The sequence below is a fragment of the Yoonia vestfoldensis SKA53 genome, from assembly GCF_000152785.1.
GTDB classification, from domain to species: domain Bacteria; phylum Pseudomonadota; class Alphaproteobacteria; order Rhodobacterales; family Rhodobacteraceae; genus Yoonia; species Yoonia vestfoldensis_A.
Genome location: NZ_CH672414.1, coordinates 314,451 through 335,496 on the forward strand (window position 1 = coordinate 314,451; position 21,046 = coordinate 335,496).

Below are 21,046 nucleotides of genomic sequence, written 5' to 3' on the forward strand. Positions count from 1 at the left end.
CAGTCACCATTGCCGCCGTCGGGGTCATGCTCCGGCGGCGGTTTTGCGTTCTTGGGGGGACCATTGATGTTCAAGAAAATACTGATCGCCAACCGTGGCGAAATCGCCTGCCGCGTGATCAAGACAGCCCGCAAGATGGGTATCCAGACAGTCGCGATCTATTCCGACGCCGACCGCCATGCGCTGCATGTCAAGATGGCGGATGAGGCGGTCCATATCGGGCCAGCCCCCGCCAACCAATCCTATATCGTCATCGACAAGGTGATGGCCGCGATCAAGGCGACCGGCGCAGAGGCCGTGCATCCCGGTTACGGTTTCCTGTCCGAGAATGCCAAATTCGCCGAGGCGCTGGAGGCTGCGGGCGTTGCTTTCATCGGCCCGCCAAAAGGCGCGATCTTGGCGATGGGCGACAAGATCACATCCAAGAAACTGGCGCAGGAGGCCAATGTCTCGACCGTTCCGGGTTACATGGGCCTGATTGCGGATGCTGACGAGGCGGTGAAGATTTCCAATCAGGTCGGTTATCCGGTGATGATCAAGGCCAGCGCCGGTGGCGGCGGCAAAGGCATGCGCATCGCATGGAACGATCAAGAAGCCCGCGAAGGGTTTCAATCCTCCAAGAACGAAGCTGCCAACAGTTTCGGCGACGACCGGATTTTCATTGAAAAATTTGTCACCCAGCCGCGCCATATCGAGATTCAGGTTCTGGCCGACCAGCATGGCAATGCGGTCTATCTGCATGAACGCGAATGTTCGATCCAGCGGCGCAACCAGAAGGTCATCGAAGAAGCCCCCAGCCCGTTTCTGGACGAGGCCACCCGCAAAGCCATGGGCGAACAATCTGTCGCCCTTGCGCAGGCCGTGGGCTATACCAGTGCCGGCACGGTGGAATTCATCGTTGATGGCGACCGGAATTTCTATTTTCTGGAAATGAACACGCGCTTGCAGGTGGAACATCCTGTCACCGAACTGATCACCGGCATTGATCTGGTCGAACAGATGATCCGCGTGGCGGCGGGTGAACACTTACCCTTTGTGCAAAGTGATTTGAAAATCAACGGCTGGGCGATGGAAAGCCGGTTGTATGCCGAAGACCCTTACCGCGGGTTTCTGCCATCCATCGGGCGGCTGACGCGGTATCGCCCGCCCGTGGAAGAGGCGACACCCACCCGCGCCGTGCGCAACGACACCGGCGTGTTCGAAGGCGGTGAGATCAGCATGTTCTACGACCCGATGATCGCCAAGCTATGTACTTGGGGGCCAGACCGTGCATCGGCCATCGCGGAAATGCGGCTGGCGCTGGATGCGTTCGAGGTCGAAGGCATCGGGCATAACCTGCCGTTTCTGGCCGCCGTTTATGACCACGAAAAATTCACCTCTGGCACCATGACGACCGCCTTTATCGCCGAGGAATTCCCAGACGGTTTCAACGGCACGACCTTGCCAGATGACACCTGCCTGCAGATCGCGGCATCGGCTGCGGCCATGCACCGCGTATCCGAAATCCGGCGTGCGCGCATCAGCGGGCGGATGGGCAACCATGAACGCCATGTTGGCGAAGATTGGGTCGTGTCGATGCAAGGCGCGCATCACCGCGTCCATATCGCCGCCGACAAGAAAGGTGCCGATGTCACCATCGGGGCCAATACGATGCGGGTGACAAGCGATTGGACACCCGGCCAGCCACTGGCGCGGCTTGATGTCGATGGCGCGCCCTTGGTGCTGAAGATCGGCAAGATTTCAGGCGGTTTTCGCGTGCGCTATCGCGGGGCTGATCTGAAGGTGCATGTGCGCAGCCCGCGTCAGGCGGAATTGGCGGCCTTGATGCCGGAAAAGCTGCCGCCTGATACGTCCAAGGTGCTGCTGTGTCCGATGCCCGGCCTGATCGTCAAGATCGATGTCGCGGTGGGCGATGTGGTGCAAGAGGGGCAGGCGCTTTGTACGGTCGAGGCGATGAAGATGGAAAACATCCTGCGCGCCGAACGCAAGGGCGTGGTCGCCAAGATCAACGCCAGCGCCGGTGACAGCCTTGCCGTTGATGATGTCATCATGGCGTTCGAATGAACGCTCAGCGGATATTCGCGCCGCGCCGGTCCTCGATTTCCTGCTGGCGCAGCAATGTGCGGTCGATTGATCCTGTCAATTCCCGCACGCTCCAGGGTTCGGGTTTGCGTTGCAGCACGCGCCCGTCCTTGCCCACCACCGTCAGCGCGTACCCGCGCGGACGCAGATCGAGCCGGACAGAATTGCGTGCCGCAGGGTCGGTGTCGGTGATCAGCATCACGTCGCGTTCGACCAGCCGGTCGATTTCGGCCAACAACAGGTCCATCTGCTGGCGAAACATTGGGTCGTTGGGGCTGTCTGCGAACACCACGACTGCGCGGGCGATCCATTGCAGTTCGGGCAAACTGACCTCGGAGGCATCGAACACCTGCGTCCGGTCGCTTTGCCACCGTGCGATGACGGATGGCTCGGCAGCCGGCAGGCTGGTGGCGGCAACAAGCGCTGCAAGCGCGATAAAGAATAATCTTTTCATACTTACCGATATAGTCCGACCATGCCGCAAAGCTAAGTCCCAAAGGTGCAAGGACAACACCTTTTTTGCGATGGCACGTCACACAGCCAACAGGAGCCAGCGATGACCGACAAGAAAACATGGGAAAAGCTGGCCACGGGTGAATTGCGCGGCAAGCCGCTGGATGCGCTGACATGGCACACGCTGGAAGGTATTCCCGTCCAACCGCTTTATACCGCCGAAGACACGGCAGACCTGCCGCATCTGGGCGGCATCCCCGGTCAGGCCCCCTACACGCGCGGCGTCAAGGCCACGATGTATGCAGGCCGCCCGTGGACGATCCGGCAATATGCGGGGTTTTCGACGGCTGAGGAATCCAACAATTTCTATCGCAAGGCGCTGGCCGCAGGCCAACAGGGTGTTTCCGTTGCATTCGATCTGGCCACGCATCGCGGCTATGACAGCGACCATCCACGGGTCGAGGGCGATGTCGGCAAGGCCGGTGTTGCCATTGATTCTGTCGAGGATATGAAAATCCTGTTCGACGGCATCCCTTTGGACAAAGTGTCGGTCTCGATGACCATGAATGGTGCGGTGATCCCGATCCTGGCCAATTTCATCGTCGCAGGCGAAGAACAGGGCCATCCGCGCAATGTGCTGTCTGGCACGATCCAGAATGACATCCTCAAGGAATTCATGGTGCGGAACACTTACGTCTATCCGCCCGAACCCTCGATGCGGATCATCGCGGATATTATTGAGTATACGACCGCCGAGATGCCGAAATTCAATTCGATCAGCATCAGCGGCTATCACATGCAAGAGGCCGGCGCGAACCTTGTGCAGGAACTGGCCTATACTTTGGCCGACGGGCGCGAATATGTGCGCGCCGCCATCGCGCGCGGCATGGATGTAGATCAATTCGCGGGGCGTTTATCGTTCTTCTTTGCCATCGGGATGAATTTCTTCATGGAGGTGGCAAAACTGCGCGCGGCACGCCTGCTGTGGTCGCGGATCATGGCGGAATTCGACCCCAAAGACCCCAAATCCTCGATGCTGCGCACCCATTGCCAGACATCGGGCGTGTCCTTGCAGGAACAAGACCCCTATAACAACGTGATCCGCACCGCCTATGAGGCGATGTCGGCGGTGCTGGGCGGCACACAATCGCTGCACACCAATGCGCTGGACGAGGCGATCGCGCTGCCCACCGAATTTTCTGCGCGGATTGCCCGCAATACGCAGTTGATATTGCAAGAAGAAACCGGCGTAACAAAGGTGGTCGATCCGCTGGCAGGGTCTTATTACGTTGAAAGCCTGACCCATGATCTGGCCGAAAAGGCTTGGGAGCTGATCGAGGAGGTCGAGCAGATGGGCGGCATGACCAAGGCTGTCGCCTCTGGCATGCCGAAACTGCGGATCGAGGAAACAGCCGCCAAACGGCAAGCCGCCATCGACCGTGGCACAGAGGTTGTCGTCGGCGTCAACAAATACCGCAAGGACAACGAAGACCCGATCGACATCCTTGATATCGACAACGAGGCCGTGCGCCTGTCGCAGATCGCGCGGATCGACCGCACCAAGGCTGCGCGCGATGCCGCTGCCTGCGAGGCCGCATTGGCCGAACTGACCCGCCGCGCGGGCGATGGCGGCAACCTGTTGGAAGCGGCGGTGGTTGCTGCGCGCGCACGCGCCACTGTGGGGGAAATCAGCATGGCGATGGAAAAAGTGTTCGGCCGCCACCGCGCCGAGGTCAAGACGCTCGCCGGTGTCTACGGCGCCGCCTATGAAGGTGACGCGGGTTTCGCGGCCATTCAGGCCAGTGTCGAGGCTTTCGCCAAAGAAGACGGGCGCAGGCCGCGGATGCTCGTCGTCAAGATGGGGCAGGACGGGCATGACCGCGGGGCCAAGGTCATTGCCACAGCCTTTGCCGATATCGGGTTTGATGTCGATGTCGGCCCCCTGTTCCAGACCCCTGCCGAAGCCGCACAGGATGCCATCGACAACGATGTGCATGTGATCGGGATTTCCAGTCAGGCCGCAGGGCACAAGACGCTGGCCCCCAAACTGGTGCAGGCGCTGAAGGATGCGGGTGCCGATGATATCATCGTCATTTGCGGCGGCGTGATCCCGCAGCAGGATTATCAGTTTTTGTATGACAGCGGGGTCAAGGCGATCTTTGGTCCCGGTACCAATATCCCCAAGGCGGCAGAAGATATCCTGCACCTGATCCGCGCTGCGCGCGGCTGATCCAGCCCCTGCGGGGCCGGATGCCTCCGGCGGGGATATTTGTGCTCGGAAGATGAGGAGGGACCATGCTGACACTCGACCATCTTGCTGTTGTGGCGGAGGATCTGGCCGCGGGGACGGCTTGGGTCGAGGCGGCATTGGGTGTGACCATGCAACCCGGTGGCAGGCATGTCCGGTACGGCACGCATAACACATTGTTGGGGTTGGGCGATGATCTGTATCTTGAGGTGATCACCAAGGACCCGGATGCCGCCCCCTATGACGGCCCGACATGGTTCGGGCTGGATGATTTTACCGGCGCGCCGCGCCTTGGCAACTGGATCTGCCAGACCGATGATCTGGATGCTATGCTGTGCGATGCGCCCTCTGCCGTGGGGGTGCCCCGCGATCTGTCGCGCGGCGATCTGGCCTGGCGGATCACCGTGCCCGACGATGGCAGCAAGCCGTATGACGGGGCCTATCCGACGTTGATCCAGTGGGCACAGGGCACGCACCATCCGGCCCGCCGGCTGGCTGATAGCGGCTGTCGTCTGCTGCAGCTGAGCGTGACGCATCCACAGGCGGATGATTTGCGCGCGATGCTGCCGCTGGACGATGACCGGGTGGTGCTTAGGGTGGGGCCTGCGGGATTTCGCGCCGTTTTTGACACGCCACAGGGCCGCCGCAGCCTCGGCTAGCTATTTTCAGCGGTGCAGATGCAGCGAAAGGTTGCAACCTGCGCGCAGGTCGGGTTCAAGATCGGGCATCGTTTTGATCAAAGGACCCTCATGTCGATCTGGACCCGCATCGGCGAGGCGCTGGCCGCATTGGCCAATGGCGAAGGCTTGCTTGCGGTCTTTGACCGCTTGCGCACGCCGCCTGACCGCTCTGTCGCCTTTACCATCGCGGTGATCGCGCTGGGGGCCAAGATGGCCAAGGCGGATGGCCTTGTGACCCGTACCGAGGTGCGCGCCTTTCGTGAGGTTTTCGTGATCGGCCCCGAGGAGGAGGACAACGCCGCGCGTGTGTTCGATCTGGCGCGGCAGGATGTGGCGGGCTATGATATCTATGCGCGCCGCATCAAGGCGATGTTCGGGGAGCATGAAGGCCCGCTGTGTGACCTGCTCGAAGGGCTGTTTCATATCGCACTGGCCGATGGCAGCTATCACGCGACCGAAGACGCCTTTTTGCAAGAAGTCGCTGCGATCTTTGGATTTGATGAACGCCGGTTCCAGCGCATCCGCGCGCAATTCGTGCCTGATGCGCAGCGCGATCCCTATGCTGTGCTTGGGGTCGATCCGGATGCACCGATGGACCGGGTGCGCGCGGCCTGGGGGCAGCTGGTTCGTGAAACCCACCCCGACCAGATGATCGCGCGCGGTGTGCCACCAGAGGCGGTCAAGCTGGCTGAACGGCGCATGGTTGCGATCAACCGCGCCTGGGAAGATATCCGCGCGCAGCGGGCCTGATCGCGGTCGGGCTGCAACCTTAGCCGCCGAACTTGACGGTTCCTGTCGCGTTCAGCGCATTGGCCAAGGCGTTGAACCGGACTTCTGCGACCTCGCCATACAGCGGGCGGGCATGTTCGGTCAGGCGCAGGGTTAATGCGCCTGCCTTGCGGTGCCATGTCAGCGTGCCGGGCTGTTCATCCGCGGTCAGCCAGAGCATCGCGCCAAGCCGCATTGCCTTGCCCAAAATCTCGGCTTCCTTGATCTGCTCGGGGGTCAGCATGGCGAACAGCGGGTCGAACCGGGGGCTTGTGGTCTTGCTGGAATAGCGGTTCATCAGCGCCAGCCCCAACAGCACCCGTTCGTAATGTTTCAGCCCGCCCAGATTGGCGCGGGTTGCATTGTCGAATGTGACCTCGGCGCGGTAATCGGGATGCGCGCGCCAGCTGACATCATGCAGCAGGCAGGCCGCCTTGATGATCCGTTTGCGCTGCCAATTGGCGCGCGGAAACAGCGGTTTGACGAAATCATACAGGATGCGCCCGAAACCGGGCAGGCGGGCATCCTTGTTTTCGGCGAAACGGCAGGCTTCGATCAGCGGGTCGCGTTCGCGCAGCGCGCGCGGCATCTGTTCGTACAGCATCCCTTCGCGGATGCCGTAGGATGATACGGCGACATCCTTGGGCTTGAAGGTGCGCATCAATTCTTTCAGCACGATCGCGGCAAGCGGGACCAGCGACATCCGGCTGTCCGAGATATGGCAGCGGCCGCGCAATTCGGTCAGGTCGGATGTGCGGATATATTCGGCGGTCATGCTGATCTGGCGCGATGACATGCGGTATTCATGCAGCACCGTCAAAGGATAGCTGCGCCGTTCCATGTCGATCCGCGCGATGGCCCGCCACGATCCGCCGACCAGAAACAGCCGCATGCCGGTTTCAAAATTCATGTCCCTGTGCAGGTCCTGCACCGTGGCGCGGACATAGGCCTTGATGGCCTTTTTGCCGCCCTTGATTTCACGCAGTTTCAGCGGGCCGAGCGCGGATGTCAGGCGCTGGCCAACCTTGCCTTCGGCCAGATCGGCCAGTTCCATCGACGACCCGCCGATGTCGCAGACCAGCCCGTAACTGCCCGGCCAGCCCAGCAACACGCCTTGGGCGGACAATCGCGCCTCTTCGCGGCCGTCGATGACCCAAAGCTTGACGCCGGTTTCGCGTAAGACTTCGTCGCGGAAATCTTGCCCGTCTGTCGCTTCGCGCACGGCGGCGGTGGCTACGGCGGTCAGTGGCGGGATGCCCATGCCCTTGGCAAGGGCGGCGAAACGGCGGATTGCGGACACCGCGCGCTTGCGCCCTTCGGGGTTCAGATGGCCGGTCTGCGACATGCCCGCACCCAGCGCACACATGATCTTTTCATTATAGAAATAGGCAGGCGAGCGTGCCGCCCCGTCGAACACCACCAAGCGGACAGAGTTGGACCCCACATCGACCACGCCAACACGCGCCAGCGCCTGTGCGGCGGGGTCTTCGAACAACGGACGGCCAAAAGGCCCCCAGTCGATGCTGTCAGGCTCGGATTGCTGGTTCATTCTGTCCCCGCGTATGACGCATGACCCGTATCGGTCAATCGTCCGTGTGGGTCAATTGCGGAACATCAGACGCACCTGCCGATCCGCGCCCCGAAAGCGAGGGATTTTCCATGAAAAAGCGGTGACAATTAAAGGCAAATTCGCCTTCGGTGGGGGTGGCGCGGGTAAAACTGCCATCCGGTGCCATCACCCAGCTTTGCGCAACGTCAGCCATATTGGCGGCCATGATCTGGCTGACGATCTGCGCCTTGACGGTCGGGTTGCGGATATCGACCAGCGTTTCGACCCGCCGGTTCAGGTTGCGCCCCATCCAGTCGGCCGAACTGATATAGACCTTGGCCTGTTTGGATGGCAGCGCTGCACCATTGCCAAAACAGACGATGCGCGAATGTTCCAAAAACCGCCCGACGATGGATTTGACACGGATATTGTCGGACAGACCTTTTACACCGGGACGCAGCCCGCAGATGCCGCGGATCACAAGGCTGATCTTGACCCCGGCCTGCGACGCCGCATAAAGCGCGTCGATCACATCGGGTTCGACCAGTGAATTCATTTTGGCCCAGATCATCGCGGGTTTGCCGGCGCGCGCATTCACGCCCTCGGCGGCGATGCGGTCAATCAGCGTCTGTTTGAGCGAAATGGGCGAGATCGACAGGTTTTGCAGCCCTTCTGGCTGGGCATAGCCCGACAGGTAGTTGAACACCTTTGTCGCATCGCGCCCCAGATCCTGATCGCAGGTGAAAAAGCTCAGGTCGGTATAGATGCGCGCCGTGATCGGATGGTAATTGCCGGTGCCGAAATGGGTATAGGTCACCAGCTTGTCACCTTCGCGGCGCACGACGGTGCTGATTTTCGCGTGGGTTTTGTAATTCACAAAGCCGTAAACGACATGCGCACCCGCGCGTTCCAACCGGCGCGACTGGCGGATATTGGCGGCCTCGTCGAAACGGGCCTTGAGTTCGACCAATGCGGTGACGGATTTGCCATTCTCTGCGGCTTCGCATAGCGCGCTGACGATGGGGGATTTCTGCGATGTGCGGTATAGCGTCTGCTTGATCGCCACGACATCGGGGTCATGTGCTGCCTGATTAAGAAACCGCACCACCATGTCGAAGGTTTCATAAGGATGATGCAGCAGCATGTCCTTTTGTCGGATCGCAGCAAACATGTCACCGTCATGATCCTGCACCCGTTCGGGCACGCGGGGGGTAAAACTGGGCCAGAGCAGGTCGGGCCGGCTGTCCAACACCAGTTCGCCTAGGTCGGAAATGCCGATCAGCCCGTCCACCTCGACCACGGCATCGCTGGAGACATGCAGTTCCGACATGATCAGCGTTTGCAGCGCAGGCGGCGCATTGGCCGAAATCTTGAGCCGGACAACCTCGCCACGGCGACGCCGTTTCAGCGCGGTTTCAAACTCGCGCACAAGGTCTTCGGCCTCTTCTTCCAGTTCCAGATCGCTGTCGCGCAGGACCTTGAACCCGCAATTTCCCTTGACCTGATAGCCCGGAAACAGACGCGGGATATGCAGCAAAAGCAGTTCTTCCAGCGGCAAGAACCGGTGGCCCGTCGCACTGGGCAGAGAGATGAACCGCGCGATCTGGGCGGGGATTGGCAGCAGCGCGCGCAGGCTGCGCTTATCGGCGCTGCGTTCCAGTTGCAGCGCCAGCGCGAACCCTTCGTTGGGCAGGAACGGGAACGGATGCGCGGGGTCGATGGCCAGCGGCGACAAAACTGGAAAAACCTGATCAAGAAAGTAATTATCCAGAAAATCGCGGTCGTCCTTGGTCACGTCCATGCGCGACAGGATCGCGATGCCGTTGTCTTTCATTTCCGCTTCAAGCGCGCTGTATACGACCTGCTGACGCGTCATCAGGGCGCGCGCCTCGCGGTCGATTTCGACCAGTTGTTCGGCGGGGGTCAGCCCGTCCAGCGCGGGCGTGACATTGCCCGCGATGGCCAATTCGCGCAGGCCCGCGACGCGGACGGTATAGAATTCATCCAGATTGGTCGCAGAAATCGACAAAAACCGCAGCCGTTCAAGCAGCGGCACGCGCGGATTTTCGGCCTCTTCCAGCACGCGCCAGTTGAAACCGACCCAGCTGAGTTCACGGTTCACGAAACGCGCGCTGCTGGCGACATCCATGTCAAGGGCGGTGGCGGCGGGAAAATCGCTGCTCAGGAAATTTGCTTTGTTCATGCTGCCTTTTGTCCCGCGAAGGTTGCGGTTTTGTGACAATGATGCAGTGGCTAGTCGGGCTTGTCCAGCAGGCGCGCGGCAAGTCTCTGGCTGATCTTGTGGCCGGTTGCCAAGGCCATGCTGTCCAGTTCCGCCACGATGGCCGCAGCGGCGGCAAAGGAGCGTTCGATCCGCGGTGCCAGATAGGCCGCGAGGTCGGGTGGTGGCAGCAATTGGCGGTCGGCGAACAGTTTCATCATCACCGCCTGCAACAGCGCATCGTCAGGGTCTGCGACCTGCACCACGGCGCTGCCCTGCATCCGGCTGGCCAGATCAGGCAAGGTGATCGGCCAGTGCCGCGGCGTCTGGCGCGCGGTCAGCAGCAACAGCCCGCCGTTATTGTGCAGATGGTTGTGCAGATGGAACATCGCCTCTTGGGCTGCAGAAGGCAGGGTGTCCATATCCTCGACCACCAGCGCTGCAGCCTTGGGCCTGAAATCCGCGGTCAGATCTGCGGCAGCGATGATCTGGGTGGGCTGGCCGGCTGCGAATATCCGCGCAAGGTGGCTTTTGCCGCAGCCCGCCGGCCCCGTGATCACCAGTTTGCACAGCGGCCAGCGGGCGGGGTCTGTCACCATGCCAAAGGCGGTCGCATTGGCGGTCGAGACGAAAAAATCATCCGGCCCCAGCGCCACCCCGTTGGGCCAGTCGAAACTGAGCTGTCGTGCGATCATCGGCCCTTGGACTGCCCTTGATACAGCAGGCTGTCACGGTATTGGCCCAATCCATAGCGGATGAGCACGCCGATCACCGCCGCGACCGGCACGGCGACCAGCATGCCGACGAACCCGAACAGCGACCCGAACACCGACAGCGCGAAAATCAGCCACACAGGGTGCAGCCCGACCGATGAGCCCACCAGTTTGGGCGTGAGCACATTGCCTTCCAGAAACTGCCCCAAGGCAAAGATCGCGCCCACGATCCCGATCCGCAACCAGTTGGTGGCATAGGTCACTGTGTCGCCATCCGCGAGCTCGACCGCGCCCCAGAACTGGAACAACGCCAGTCCCAGCGCCAAAGCCCCGCCAACCAGCGCGCCGACATAAGGAATAAAGGTGATCAGCCCCGCGATGAACCCGACGATCAGCCCGAAATTCAGCCCCGCCAGCATCAGCCCCAGGGCGTAATACGTGCCAAGGATCAGGCAGACCGTACCTTGCCCGCGGATGAACGACGCCAGAGTGCGGTCAATCTCGCTGCCCAGATGCCGCACGGTGGCGACGTGGTCGCGCGGCAGCAGGCTGTCGATCTTGGCGATCATATTGTCCCAGTCAAGCAGCAGATAGAAGGCCACGACCGGCACGATCACCAGCAGCACTATGATGTTCACAAGGCCCATGGCCGAGCTGAGAACGCCGTTGATCAATTCGCCGCCACGCGCCTGTATCGTCTCGCCAATGGCCTGCAATTGCTGGCGGATCGTGCTTTCGGGTTCGATCAGGTCGGGAAACCGCGCGGTCAATCCGGCCTGCAATCTTTCGAACAGCGCAGGGGCGGTGTTGATCAGCGCTGTGGTCTGTTTCACCAGCGTCGGGATCACCAGCAGGATCAGCAGGATGAACACCAGCGCCGCGACCAAGGTGATGATACTCACCGCCAGAACCCGGCTCAGGCCCGCGCGCTGCAACCTGTCGGCGACAGGGTCCAGCAGATAGGCGATAGCACCGCCAAGCACGAAAGGCAGGATCACATCGCCCAGCGCCCAAAGCACGACCAAAAACACCGCCATCGCGATGCCCCAATATTTGATCTGGTCCTTGACGGGCAGGGCCATCGGTTACTCCGCTTTCATTTACTTCGTGATGCGGCAAACGGGCCTTGCTTGCAAGGGTCCGGCGCATTTTCGAAAGCTGACGATCACAATGCTTGCGGGGGCATGGTTGCGCGATTACACGTCGAAAAGCAATTTTCGCCTGTCACAAAGGTCACCCCATGCGCCTAAGCCGTTATTTCCTGCCCGTCCTGAAAGAAACCCCGCGCGAGGCGCAGATCGTGTCGCACCGCTATATGTTGCAGGCGGGGATGATCAAACAGGCCAGCGCGGGGATTTATTCCTGGCTGCCCTTGGGGTTCAAAGTGCTGCGCAAGATCGAAAATATCGTGCATCAGGAACAAGAACGCGCGGGCCATATCGCCATTCAAATGCCGACGATCCAATCGGCAGACCTGTGGCGCGAAAGCGGGCGCTATGACGCTTATGGCGAAGAAATGCTGCGCATCAAGGATCGTGGCGGGCGTGAAATGCTGTTCACCCCCACGGCTGAGGAATTGGTCACCGACATCTTCCGCGCCCATGTGACCAGCTACAAAGACCTGCCGCTGACCTTGTATCAGATCCAGTGGAAATTCCGTGACGAGGTCCGCCCGCGTTTCGGCGTCATGCGGGGCCGCGAATTCTATATGAAGGACGGCTATAATTTCGACCTGACCAAAGAAGACGCTTTGCACGCCTATAACCGCCATCTGGTCAGCTATCTGCGCACCTATGAACGCATGGGGTTGCAAGCGATCCCGATGCGCGCCGATTCTGGCCCGATTGGTGGCGATGATACGCATGAATTTCTGGTTCTGGCCGACACCGGCGAATCAGAGGTGTTCTATGACAGCCAGATCACTGACCTGAAATTCGGTGACCGCCAGATTGATTACAGCGATCATGCGGCCTGTGCTGCCGTGCTGGATGAATTCACCAGCCGCTATGCGCGCACCGATGAAACCCATGATGCGGCGCTGTTCAATCAGGTGCCAGAGGAACGCCGCCGCACCGCGCGCGGCATCGAGGTTGGCCAGATCTTCTATTTCGGGACCAAATATTCCGATGCGATGGGCGCGCTGGTCGATGATGGCAAGGGCGGCAAGGTGCCTGTGCATATGGGCAGCCACGGCATCGGCGTGTCGCGTCTTTTGGGCGCGATTATCGAGGCGAGCCACGACGACAAGGGCATTATCTGGCCCGAAGGCGTGACACCTTTCCATTGCGGGATCGTCAACCTCAAGCAAGGCGATGCAGAGGCTGACGCCGCTTGTCAGGCGCTCTATGACAGCCTGACTGCGTTGGGGCTGGAGCCACTTTATGACGACCGCGACGAACGGGCGGGCACGAAATTCGGCACGATGGACATGATCGGCCTGCCTTGGCGGATTACGGTCGGCCCACGCGGCCTCAAGAACGGTGTCGTCGAACTGACCAGCCGCCGCACGGGCGAAAGCGAGGAATTGCCGCCAGCGGATGCCATCGCGCGGATCGCTGCGATTTATCAGGGGATTGCCTAAGCCATACGCAGGTTGTTTGGGCGCTGGACCAGCCTGATGTGCATGCGTCCCTCGCCTGTTTGTTGAGTTCACAAGTAGTAGGTTATGATGGAAGCAATTTTAATGCTGATTTGGATCGCCTTGGCGATCTGGATCATCTGGAAAGTTTTCGTCATTGTGGGTGATATGGCGGAAAGGCGCGGACAAGATCGCTTTCTTTGGCAAGTCACTGCGGTGTTTATCAACCCGATTTCAGCAATGTTGCTATTGTGGATCTTTTGCCGGGTAAAGCCGGGATGGCACAACCGATAGGGGCATATCGACGGCACTGGTCACGCGCGCCGCAGACCGTTAGAACACCGCCATGACCACAACACGTCCCTTTGCCAAATTCGAATGGATGATCGCTTGGCGCTATATCCGCGCCAAACGCGCTGAGGGCGGCGTCAGCGTCATGACATGGATCAGCTTGATCGGCGTCACGCTGGCCGTCTTTGCCCTGATCGCCACGCTGGCTGTGCGGTCGGGCTTTCGCGCCGAATTCATCGACACGATTGTAGGGGCCGATGCCCATGTGACCGTCCTGCGCCCGCGCGAGGTGATCGCGGATTACGCAGATATGTCAGACCGGATCATGGCCCTGCCGGGTGTGGCCAGTGTCGCGCCATTGGTGCGCGGGCAGGCGATGGCGGGGGCCTTCGGGCAGATCGCACTTGCCGATATCTATGGCATCCATCTGGATGATCTCAAAGCGTCAGAGGCTATCGTGGATAGCGAACGCACCATCGGCAATATCGACGATTTGCAGGGAGGGATCGCGCTTGGATCGGCCTTGGCGGCGAACCTTGGCCTTGGGCTAGGCGACCGGATCGAGATCACGACACGGTCAGGGGCGGCCACGCCGATGGGGCAATCGACGCGGCGCAATGCCTTTGACGTGGTCTATATCTTTTCAACCGGCCGCTACCAGATTGACGAAGTGCGCGCCTATCTGCCGTTTGATGTGGCGCAGACCATCTTTAACCGCGATGGCGTGGCGGATGAGCTGGACGTGCGGCTGGACGACATCAACAAATCCGAGGCACTGAAACAGGATATCGCCAATGCCGCTGGCCCCAATATCTGGGCCTATAGCTGGCAGGACCGCGTGGGCCGTTTCCTGCGCGCGTTGACGATTGAAGATAATGTGATGTTCATCATCTTGTCCATTCTGGTGCTGGTGGCGTCTATGAATATCATCAGCGGGTTGATCATGCTGGTGAAAAACAAGGGCCGCGATGTGGGCATCCTGCGCACCATGGGCCTGACCGAAGGGTCGATCCTGCGCATCTTTTTCATCTGCGGGGCGGGGATCGGGACCATCGGGACGGCGCTGGGCGTGATTTTGGGCTGTCTGTTCGCAATCTATATCGACCAGATTTTCAGCCTTGTGAACTATGTCGCCGGTGGCGGCGTCTGGGACCCGTCGATCCGGGGTATCTATAACGTGCCGGCCGAATTGCATGTGTCCGATGTGCTGAAGGCCGTGTCGCTGTCGCTGGGTCTGTCGTGGATCATCACGATCTTTCCCGCCCGCCGCGCCGCGCGGATGAATCCGGTCGAGGCACTGCGCTATGAATGACATCCTGTCGCTGCATGATCTGCACAAGACCTACAACGCGGGCAAACCTAACGAGGTGCGGGTGCTGCAAGGCGTTAACCTGACGGTTGCTGCCGGTGAAATCGTGGCCCTTGTCGCCCCGTCGGGTGCGGGCAAATCGACCTTGCTGCATATCGCGGGGCTGCTGGATACCCCCGACAGCGGCACGGTCAGTATCGCAGGCACCGATATGACGCGCCTGTCGGATCGCAAGCGCACCGGCGTGCGGCGCGGGCAGGTGGGGTTCATCTACCAGTTCCATCACCTGCTGCCGGAATTTTCGGCGCTGGAAAACATCGTGCTGCCGCAGCTGGCCAATGGTGTCACAGATCGGGCCGCCCATGCGCGCGCAATGGCCTTGCTGACCCGTGTCGGGATCGCAGAGCGTGCGGCGCACCGGCCTGCGGCCTTGTCAGGGGGCGAACAGCAGCGCGTGGCCTTTTGCAGGGCTTTGGCCAATGAACCGGCGTTGTTGCTGGCGGATGAACCAACAGGCAATCTGGACCCCGACACATCGAACCGCGTGTTTGAAACCCTGATCGGGCTGGTGCGTGACACCGGGCTGGCGGCGGTGATTGCGACGCATAACCTTGAGCTGGCCGCGCGCATGGACCGGCAGCTGCGGCTGGACGCGGGCGTTCTGGTCGCGCTTTAGACCTTTTGCGTCAGCAACACGCCCGCGGCCATCAGCGCGATACCTGCGGCGCGGGTGCCGGTCAGGGGCGTGACCTGTGCGGCAAACAGGCCGAAATGATCAATGGCCGCAGCCGAGATCAACTGCCCCAGCAAGACGAAGAACACCGCATTTCCAACCCCGATCACAGGCGCGATCCATGTGATCGACAGGATGTAAAAGGCAACCAGCGTGCCTGCAAGGAACAGGTATTTGGGCGCCGATGCCAGCCGTGTCGCCGCTTGTGGCTGGGTCAACAAGGCCGCGATCAGTGCTACACTGAAGGCCACGACGAACAGGACCGTCGCCGCCATCGCCGGTGATCCGATCTGCCGGCCCAAACCCGCATTCAACGCCGCCAGCACCGGAATGCCAAGGCCCGCAACCAGCATGATCAGCGCATAATGGAACATGGCGGTCCTTTCGGGTGTTATGGCGGGAATTGATCTGGAGCATGGCTTGCCGCGCGTGACTTTGCTAGTCTGATAAAAATTATGGAGGCACATCATGCGGATAATCATTCTTGGGGCATTTCTGGCGCTTGCGGCTTGCGGTGACGAGCAACCGATCGACGGGCGCAGCGTCTATCTGGACAATTGCGCTGCCTGCCACGGTGCTGACGGGACCGGCAACGGACCGATGGCGCGCGATCTGGGCGTCACCGCCCCCGACCTGACCCAGATTTCGGCGCGCAATGGCGGCACCTTTCCGCGCGATGCGGTGATGAGCACCATCGACGGCTATCAGGCGGGCCAGCATCTGTCAGGTGCGATGCCCGAATTCGGCGCCGGTGATCTGGGCGATACGGTGATTGTGGAAAACGACGGGCTGGGCACGCCGGTGCCTTGGAAATTACTGGTGCTGACAGATTATCTGGAAAGCCTGCAACGGTGATTCGGGTGGCGGCGGGGTGAACCCCGCCCTACGGGATCTGTTGCAAAAGCGCTGTTGCTATGGCGGTGTTCGGAACAGTGCCCGCAATCTCGAGGATCAGCTTGCGCCGGATGGCATCGGTGAAGGCGGGGCCGTCCATCGCGGGCATGACAAAGGCGTTCGGGCCGCCGATGATGTTTTGTTTGTATAAATTGACCAGCCCGCTGTTGCTGCGAAAATCGTTGTTGCGCAGGATTGGCAGCGCGTTGATCGTGATGCCCGCCGCCACGACCCTGTCGCGCGATGTTGTGATCGCGGGGCCAAGGGTATTGGCCATCGTATCACCGGAAAAATCGATCACGCGGCGCAGGCCGGTGATGTCGTTGCCTTCGATCTGGTCCATCCCGTAAAGCAGCGCCGCCCCGATGGCATTGCTGCCGCTGGCCTGCCGTGGCGGGCCGATCAGGGCGTCGGCAAAGGCGGTGGCGCTGTCCATATCCGCGATGATGGTCCAGTCCACCACCGTCGCCTGATTGCTGGCCCATTCGACGTAAGTGACCGCGATGGACCCATAAAGCGTGTTCTGGATCGCCATGACGACCGCCGGATCGGTGATCGCGGTGGCATAGGATTGGCGCTGAAACAGCAGCTCATCCGCGTCGATCGACCCCGACGCATCAGCGAGCAGGACCAGTTCAAGGTCCGTCTCGATCTGCTGGGCCAAGGCGGGCGAGGCGAGGAAGAGGGCAAGGATCAGGTGGCGCATATTGGGGATGATAGGGCGCGGGTGACGTTAGGGAAAGGGGTAGGATGCGCAGCTTACGGGCGCGCGCATTCTGCGCACCGCCCCACATCAAACATCCAACTCCTCCACGAACCGCGCGTTTTCCTGGATATACTGGAACCGCAGTTCCGGTTTTTTGCCCATCAGCCGCTCGACCAGATCGGCGGTGTCGCCGGGGACATCGTCATGCACCGTCACGCGGATCAGTTTGCGGGTGGCGGGGTCCATCGTGGTTTCCTTGAGGTCTTTGGCGTCCATCTCGCCCAGACCCTTGAAGCGTTGCACGTCGATTTTGCCTTTTCCGCCAAGACCCTTGGCCATCATCTTTTCCTTTTCGGCGTCATCCGCCACATAGACGCGCCGCGCGCCTTGGGTCAGCCGATAGAGCGGCGGGCAGGCCAGATACAGATGCCCGTGGTCGATCAGCGGGCGCATCTGGGTGAAAAAGAACGTCATCAGCAGGCTGGCGATATGCGCGCCGTCCACATCGGCATCGGTCATGATGATGATCTTTTCATAGCGCAAATCATCAACGTTGAACTTGGTGCCCATGCCGACGCCCAAAGCCTCGCACAGGTCGTTGATTTCCTGATTGGTCGTCAGCTTGTTCGACGCCGCCCCCAGCACGTTCAGGATCTTGCCTTTGAGCGGCAACAGCGCCTGATTGACGCGGTTGCGCGCGCCCTTGCCGGACCCGCCCGCCGAATCCCCTTCGACGATGAACAGTTCGGTCCCCTTGCGGTCCTTGGACGTGCAATCGGTCAGCTTGCCGGGCAGGCGCAGTTTCTTGGTCGCGGATTTACGGGCGGTTTCCTTTTCCTGACGACGCTTGAGCCGTTCCTCCGCCCGCAGGACCAGAAAATCAAGGATTGCGCCCGCGGATTTGGTATCTGCTGCCAGCCAATTGTCGAAATGGTCGCGCACAGCGCCTTCGGTCATGCGGGCTGCGATTTCCGACGACAGCCGGTCCTTGGTCTGGCCGACGAAGGCCGGTTCGCGGATAAAACAGGACACCAGCGCACAGCCGCCCGACATCAGATCCTCGCGCGTGATCAGCGCGGCCTTTTTGTTGTTGGCGAGTTCGCCATAGCCTTTGATGCCCTTCAGGATCGCGTTCCAAAAGCCCGCGACATGGGTGCCGCCTTCGGGGGTGGGCACTGTGTTGCAATAGGACTGGATGAAGCCGTCGCGCACGGGCGTCCAGTTGATCGCCCATTCTACCTTGCCCGGTTCGTTGAACTTGTCGGCAAAATCGACGCTGCCCGCGAATGGCTTGTCGGCATAGGTCGCGGATTTGCCCAAGGTTTCTTTAAGGTAATCGGCCAGACCGCCGGGGAAATGGAACGTCGCCTCAAGCGGGGTTTCGCCGTCATTGATTTCGGTTTTCCAGCGGATTTCGACACCGGAAAACAGATAAGCCTTCGACTGGATCGATTTATAGAGCCGCGCAGGCTTGAACTTTTGCGACCCGAAAATCTGTTCATCCGCATGGAATGTGACCGTCGTGCCGCGCCTGTTTTGGGTTGGTCCCAGTTTCTGGATCGGCCCCAAGGGCAGGCCGCGTGAAAACCGCTGTTCGAACAATTCCTTGTTGCGCGCAACTTGCACCACCATCGAATCCGACAATGCGTTGACCACGGATGCACCGACCCCGTGCAAACCGCCCGATGTCTGGTACGCCTTGCCCGAAAACTTGCCGCCTGCGTGCAGGGTGCACAGGATCACCTCTAGCGCGGATTTGTCGGGGAATTTGGGGTGCGGATCGACGGGGATACCGCGCCCGTTGTCGCGGATGGTGACGGAATGATCGGCGTGCAATTCCACCTCGATCCGGTTGGCATGGCCTGCGACAGCCTCGTCCATCGAGTTATCAAGAACTTCGGCCACCAGATGATGCAAGGCGCGTTCATCGGTGCCGCCAATGTACATGCCGGGGCGTTTGCGGACAGGCTCCAACCCTTCCAGCACCTCGATGCTGGAGGCGTTGTAATCATCGGGTCCTGTCGTGGACAAAAGGTCGTCGGCCATTGGCTGCTCTTTTCTTGTGGTTTGCACCTTTATGGCAGAGGGGGGGCGTCCATGAAAGACCCCGCAGATGGGGTTTGTCTTGCCCTTGGCGCTGTGGCAGGTTTCGCGCAAACGGGGGGCACGATGACGGACAATCTGACGACGATCAAGGCATTGCCTGACTGGCGCTATTTGCTGGCAGAATTCTATGAGCTGTACCGCGCGATCCCGGCGGGCGGCAGTGACCGCATCCGCAGCCATCAACGTCAGGTGCGCGAGGCGATCAACCGCGTGATCAAGGCGCATGCGCCCGTCCAATTGCAGCCTGCCGCGCAGAAACCTGTCACTGCGCATCTGCGTCGCGCGCTGGATCAAGGGCGGTCGGGGATCATGGCATCGACTATCCGTGCGCTGGATACGCTGCGCACCGATCTGTCATGGCAATATGGGTACGAAAAGGTGCCGTCGGCACTGGCCGATTCCTATGCCTATGCCGAGATTGCGGGGCCAAACGGGCCGGTCGTCACGTCAGAGATTATTCTGGGCGTGGTCTTGTTCGCCCCGTCCTGCACCTATCCCGCCCATGCGCATCAAGGGATCACCGAAAGCTATGTTTGCTTGTCGGGTGCCGTGTCCGAGAATCACCAAGGCGTTTATGTGCCGGGGTCGATGATCTTTAACCCGCCCGACCATTTGCACCGGATCACTGTCGGTGACCGCGAACCGGCATTGCTGGCTTATGCATGGCTGGGCAAGCCGGCTGATCTGGCAGGACAAAAGATGGTGTTCTCCCGCCCGCGCAAATAAGGTGACGCAAACATCGGGCGAAAGGAACGACCATGCGCATTTTCTTTACTGGCGGCAGCGGCAAGGCGGGCAAACATGCGATCGCTTATCTGCAGGCGCAGGGGCATATCGTCGTGAATATCGACCTTGTACCCTCCGGTCTGGACGTGTCCGAATTGCTGGTGGACCTGACCGATGCGGGGCAGGTGATCGGTGCCATGTCGCAATACACCGATTTCCACGAGCTTGATACAGGCACCGGCGTGCCGCGTTTCGATGCTGTCGTACATTTCGCCGCGGTGCCGCGCGTGATGATCGGCACCGATGCCGAATGTTTCCGGATCAACACCCAATCCACCTATAATGTGATCGAGGCTGCGGTGAAACTGGGCGTGCCCAAGGTGATCTTTGCCAGTTCCGAAACCACCTATGGCGTCTGTTTTGCCCATGGCGAGGTCAAGCCGGATTATGTGCCGGTGGATGAAGATCACCCCACCGTGCCGCATGACAGCTATGCGATGTCCAAGGTCTGCAACGAGGCAACGGCGCGCAGCTTTCAGGTGCGCACAGGCATAGATATTTACGGTTTGCGCATCAATAATGTCATTGAACCACATGAATACGCAACAAACTTTCCCGCCTTCATCGCCGATCCCGCCGCCCGCCGCCGCAATATATTCGCCTATATCGACGCGCGCGATCTGGGCCAGATGGTTGATTGCTGCCTGAAAACCGACGGGCTGGGCTATCAGGTGTTCAACGTGTCCAATGACGACCTCAGCGTCGGCATCACCGCGCGTCAGGTGATCGCGCGGTTTTACCAAGGGGTCGAACAGCGCGGCACTTTGTCGGAAAACGAAACAATGTATAGCAATGCCAAAGCCAAGCGCATGGTCGGTTTCGCCCCGCAGCATTCATGGCGCGATGTTCTGGGCTGACAGCTTGCCCAGACTTGCCTGAGGCCTGCGGTGCCGTGATCGCGCATGACGGGGGCTGGCCATCAGGGCCGG

General features: G+C 60.5%; 19 protein-coding genes. 11 read left to right on the forward strand and 8 right to left on the reverse strand.

Annotated elements, in window-relative coordinates:
• Positions 1-66 precede the first annotated feature (66 nt).
• Positions 67-2,064, forward strand: a complete 1,998-nt coding sequence (locus tag SKA53_RS01640) for an acetyl-CoA carboxylase biotin carboxylase subunit (protein ID WP_007204294.1) — start codon at positions 67-69, stop codon at positions 2,062-2,064.
• Positions 2,065-2,068: 4 nt separating this feature from the next.
• On the opposite strand, the gene SKA53_RS01645 is transcribed toward SKA53_RS01640, so the two are convergent.
• Positions 2,069-2,536, reverse strand: coding sequence for a DUF4174 domain-containing protein (locus tag SKA53_RS01645; RefSeq protein ID WP_007204295.1), 468 nt, complete (start codon positions 2,534-2,536; stop codon positions 2,069-2,071).
• A 102-nt stretch (positions 2,537-2,638) separates the two neighbouring features.
• Between SKA53_RS01645 and scpA the strand changes: the two genes are divergently transcribed.
• The 3 genes from scpA to SKA53_RS01660 all read left to right on the forward strand — a co-directional run bounded on the left by scpA (position 2,639) and on the right by SKA53_RS01660 (position 6,213).
• Positions 2,639-4,765, forward strand: coding sequence for a methylmalonyl-CoA mutase (scpA, locus tag SKA53_RS01650; RefSeq protein WP_007204296.1), 2,127 nt, complete (start codon positions 2,639-2,641; stop codon positions 4,763-4,765).
• 65 nt (positions 4,766-4,830) lie between these two features.
• Positions 4,831-5,442, forward strand: a complete 612-nt coding sequence (locus SKA53_RS01655) for a VOC family protein (RefSeq protein WP_007204297.1) — start codon at positions 4,831-4,833, stop codon at positions 5,440-5,442.
• Positions 5,443-5,532: 90 nt separating this feature from the next.
• Positions 5,533-6,213 carry a molecular chaperone DjiA gene (locus SKA53_RS01660; RefSeq protein WP_040483057.1) on the forward strand — a complete coding sequence of 227 codons (681 nt, stop codon included), beginning with the start codon at positions 5,533-5,535 and terminating at the stop codon, positions 6,211-6,213.
• A gap of 19 nt (positions 6,214-6,232) precedes the next feature.
• Here SKA53_RS01660 and SKA53_RS01665 read toward each other — a convergent pair whose 3' ends face one another.
• From SKA53_RS01665 to SKA53_RS01680, 4 genes are read right to left on the reverse strand one after another with little or no spacing between them, the layout of a single operon-like run.
• The gene (locus tag SKA53_RS01665) at positions 6,233-7,780 is read right to left on the reverse strand and encodes a Ppx/GppA family phosphatase (RefSeq protein WP_007204299.1); all 1,548 of its coding nucleotides are present in this window, start codon (positions 7,778-7,780) and stop codon (positions 6,233-6,235) included.
• Positions 7,781-7,814: 34 nt separating this feature from the next.
• A complete protein-coding gene (locus SKA53_RS01670) occupies positions 7,815-9,983 on the reverse strand; it encodes an RNA degradosome polyphosphate kinase (protein WP_007204300.1) in 2,169 nt (722 codons plus the stop codon).
• Between the two features lie 50 nt (positions 9,984-10,033).
• Positions 10,034-10,696: a DnaA ATPase domain-containing protein gene (locus SKA53_RS01675; RefSeq protein ID WP_007204301.1), complete on the reverse strand. Its 663-nt coding sequence runs from the start codon at positions 10,694-10,696 to the stop codon at positions 10,034-10,036.
• Entirely contained in the window at positions 10,693-11,796 is a 1,104-nt protein-coding gene (locus SKA53_RS01680; RefSeq protein ID WP_007204302.1) for an AI-2E family transporter, read from the reverse strand. The genes SKA53_RS01675 and SKA53_RS01680 overlap by 4 nt, the downstream gene beginning before the upstream one ends.
• A 158-nt stretch (positions 11,797-11,954) precedes the next feature.
• Here SKA53_RS01680 and proS point away from each other — a divergent pair, with 158 nt between their 5' ends.
• The 4 genes from proS (at position 11,955) to SKA53_RS01700 (ending at position 15,568) form a co-directional block, all read left to right on the forward strand.
• Positions 11,955-13,295 carry a proline--tRNA ligase gene (gene proS, locus SKA53_RS01685; protein ID WP_007204303.1) on the forward strand — a complete coding sequence of 447 codons (1,341 nt, stop codon included), beginning with the start codon at positions 11,955-11,957 and terminating at the stop codon, positions 13,293-13,295.
• An 84-nt stretch (positions 13,296-13,379) separates the two neighbouring features.
• Positions 13,380-13,586 (forward strand): hypothetical protein, encoded by a 207-nt coding sequence (locus tag SKA53_RS01690; protein WP_040482745.1) that lies wholly within the window; start codon positions 13,380-13,382, stop codon positions 13,584-13,586.
• Between the two features lie 52 nt (positions 13,587-13,638).
• Positions 13,639-14,895, forward strand: a complete 1,257-nt coding sequence (locus SKA53_RS01695; RefSeq protein WP_007204305.1) for an ABC transporter permease — start codon at positions 13,639-13,641, stop codon at positions 14,893-14,895.
• Positions 14,888-15,568 (forward strand): ABC transporter ATP-binding protein, encoded by a 681-nt coding sequence (locus tag SKA53_RS01700; RefSeq protein WP_007204306.1) that lies wholly within the window; start codon positions 14,888-14,890, stop codon positions 15,566-15,568. The genes SKA53_RS01695 and SKA53_RS01700 overlap by 8 nt, the downstream gene beginning before the upstream one ends.
• Here the strand turns inward: SKA53_RS01700 and SKA53_RS01705 are convergent.
• A complete protein-coding gene (locus tag SKA53_RS01705; protein ID WP_007204307.1) occupies positions 15,565-15,999 on the reverse strand; it encodes a DMT family transporter in 435 nt (144 codons plus the stop codon). The two genes, SKA53_RS01700 and SKA53_RS01705, sit on opposite strands and share 4 nt — an antisense overlap.
• Before the next feature lie 94 nt (positions 16,000-16,093).
• On the opposite strand from SKA53_RS01705, the gene SKA53_RS01710 reads away from it, so the two are divergent.
• Positions 16,094-16,480 (forward strand): c-type cytochrome, encoded by a 387-nt coding sequence (locus SKA53_RS01710; RefSeq protein WP_007204308.1) that lies wholly within the window; start codon positions 16,094-16,096, stop codon positions 16,478-16,480.
• A 28-nt stretch (positions 16,481-16,508) separates the two neighbouring features.
• Here the strand turns inward: SKA53_RS01710 and SKA53_RS01715 are convergent, their stop codons facing one another.
• Together SKA53_RS01715 and parE are read right to left on the reverse strand one after the other, a co-directional pair.
• The gene (locus SKA53_RS01715; RefSeq protein WP_007204309.1) at positions 16,509-17,225 is read right to left on the reverse strand and encodes a DUF1194 domain-containing protein; all 717 of its coding nucleotides are present in this window, start codon (positions 17,223-17,225) and stop codon (positions 16,509-16,511) included.
• Between the two features lie 87 nt (positions 17,226-17,312).
• The gene (gene parE / locus SKA53_RS01720; RefSeq protein WP_007204310.1) at positions 17,313-19,271 is read right to left on the reverse strand and encodes a DNA topoisomerase IV subunit B; all 1,959 of its coding nucleotides are present in this window, start codon (positions 19,269-19,271) and stop codon (positions 17,313-17,315) included.
• Positions 19,272-19,394: 123 nt separating this feature from the next.
• Here parE and SKA53_RS01725 point away from each other — a divergent pair, with 123 nt between their 5' ends.
• Both SKA53_RS01725 and SKA53_RS01730 read left to right on the forward strand, forming a co-directional pair.
• Positions 19,395-20,057, forward strand: a complete 663-nt coding sequence (locus tag SKA53_RS01725) for a dimethylsulfonioproprionate lyase family protein (protein ID WP_040483058.1) — start codon at positions 19,395-19,397, stop codon at positions 20,055-20,057.
• 32 nt (positions 20,058-20,089) lie between these two features.
• Positions 20,090-20,974 carry an NAD-dependent epimerase/dehydratase family protein gene (locus SKA53_RS01730; RefSeq protein ID WP_007204312.1) on the forward strand — a complete coding sequence of 295 codons (885 nt, stop codon included), beginning with the start codon at positions 20,090-20,092 and terminating at the stop codon, positions 20,972-20,974.
• The last annotated feature ends 72 nt before the right edge of the window (positions 20,975-21,046 follow it).

Bases quoted from the DNA above. Each gene is read 5' to 3' on its own strand.
- parE (WP_007204310.1), bottom strand. From the start codon at position 19,271: ATGGCCGACGACCTTTTGTCCACGACAGGACCCGATGATTACAACGCC.
- SKA53_RS01715 (WP_007204309.1), bottom strand. From the start codon at position 17,225: ATGCGCCACCTGATCCTTGCCCTCTTCCTCGCCTCGCCCGCCTTGGCC.
- SKA53_RS01700 (WP_007204306.1), top strand. From the start codon at position 14,888: ATGAATGACATCCTGTCGCTGCATGATCTGCACAAGACCTACAACGCG.
- SKA53_RS01730 (WP_007204312.1), top strand. From the start codon at position 20,090: ATGCGCATTTTCTTTACTGGCGGCAGCGGCAAGGCGGGCAAACATGCG.
- SKA53_RS01660 (WP_040483057.1), top strand. From the start codon at position 5,533: ATGTCGATCTGGACCCGCATCGGCGAGGCGCTGGCCGCATTGGCCAAT.
- proS (WP_007204303.1), top strand. From the start codon at position 11,955: ATGCGCCTAAGCCGTTATTTCCTGCCCGTCCTGAAAGAAACCCCGCGC.
- SKA53_RS01710 (WP_007204308.1), top strand. From the start codon at position 16,094: ATGCGGATAATCATTCTTGGGGCATTTCTGGCGCTTGCGGCTTGCGGT.
- SKA53_RS01690 (WP_040482745.1), top strand. From the start codon at position 13,380: ATGATGGAAGCAATTTTAATGCTGATTTGGATCGCCTTGGCGATCTGG.
- scpA (WP_007204296.1), top strand. From the start codon at position 2,639: ATGACCGACAAGAAAACATGGGAAAAGCTGGCCACGGGTGAATTGCGC.
- SKA53_RS01725 (WP_040483058.1), top strand. From the start codon at position 19,395: ATGACGGACAATCTGACGACGATCAAGGCATTGCCTGACTGGCGCTAT.
- SKA53_RS01665 (WP_007204299.1), bottom strand. From the start codon at position 7,780: ATGAACCAGCAATCCGAGCCTGACAGCATCGACTGGGGGCCTTTTGGC.
- SKA53_RS01705 (WP_007204307.1), bottom strand. From the start codon at position 15,999: ATGTTCCATTATGCGCTGATCATGCTGGTTGCGGGCCTTGGCATTCCG.
- SKA53_RS01655 (WP_007204297.1), top strand. From the start codon at position 4,831: ATGCTGACACTCGACCATCTTGCTGTTGTGGCGGAGGATCTGGCCGCG.
- SKA53_RS01670 (WP_007204300.1), bottom strand. From the start codon at position 9,983: ATGAACAAAGCAAATTTCCTGAGCAGCGATTTTCCCGCCGCCACCGCC.
- SKA53_RS01675 (WP_007204301.1), bottom strand. From the start codon at position 10,696: ATGATCGCACGACAGCTCAGTTTCGACTGGCCCAACGGGGTGGCGCTG.
- SKA53_RS01680 (WP_007204302.1), bottom strand. From the start codon at position 11,796: ATGGCCCTGCCCGTCAAGGACCAGATCAAATATTGGGGCATCGCGATG.
- SKA53_RS01695 (WP_007204305.1), top strand. From the start codon at position 13,639: ATGACCACAACACGTCCCTTTGCCAAATTCGAATGGATGATCGCTTGG.
- SKA53_RS01640 (WP_007204294.1), top strand. From the start codon at position 67: ATGTTCAAGAAAATACTGATCGCCAACCGTGGCGAAATCGCCTGCCGC.
- SKA53_RS01645 (WP_007204295.1), bottom strand. From the start codon at position 2,536: ATGAAAAGATTATTCTTTATCGCGCTTGCAGCGCTTGTTGCCGCCACC.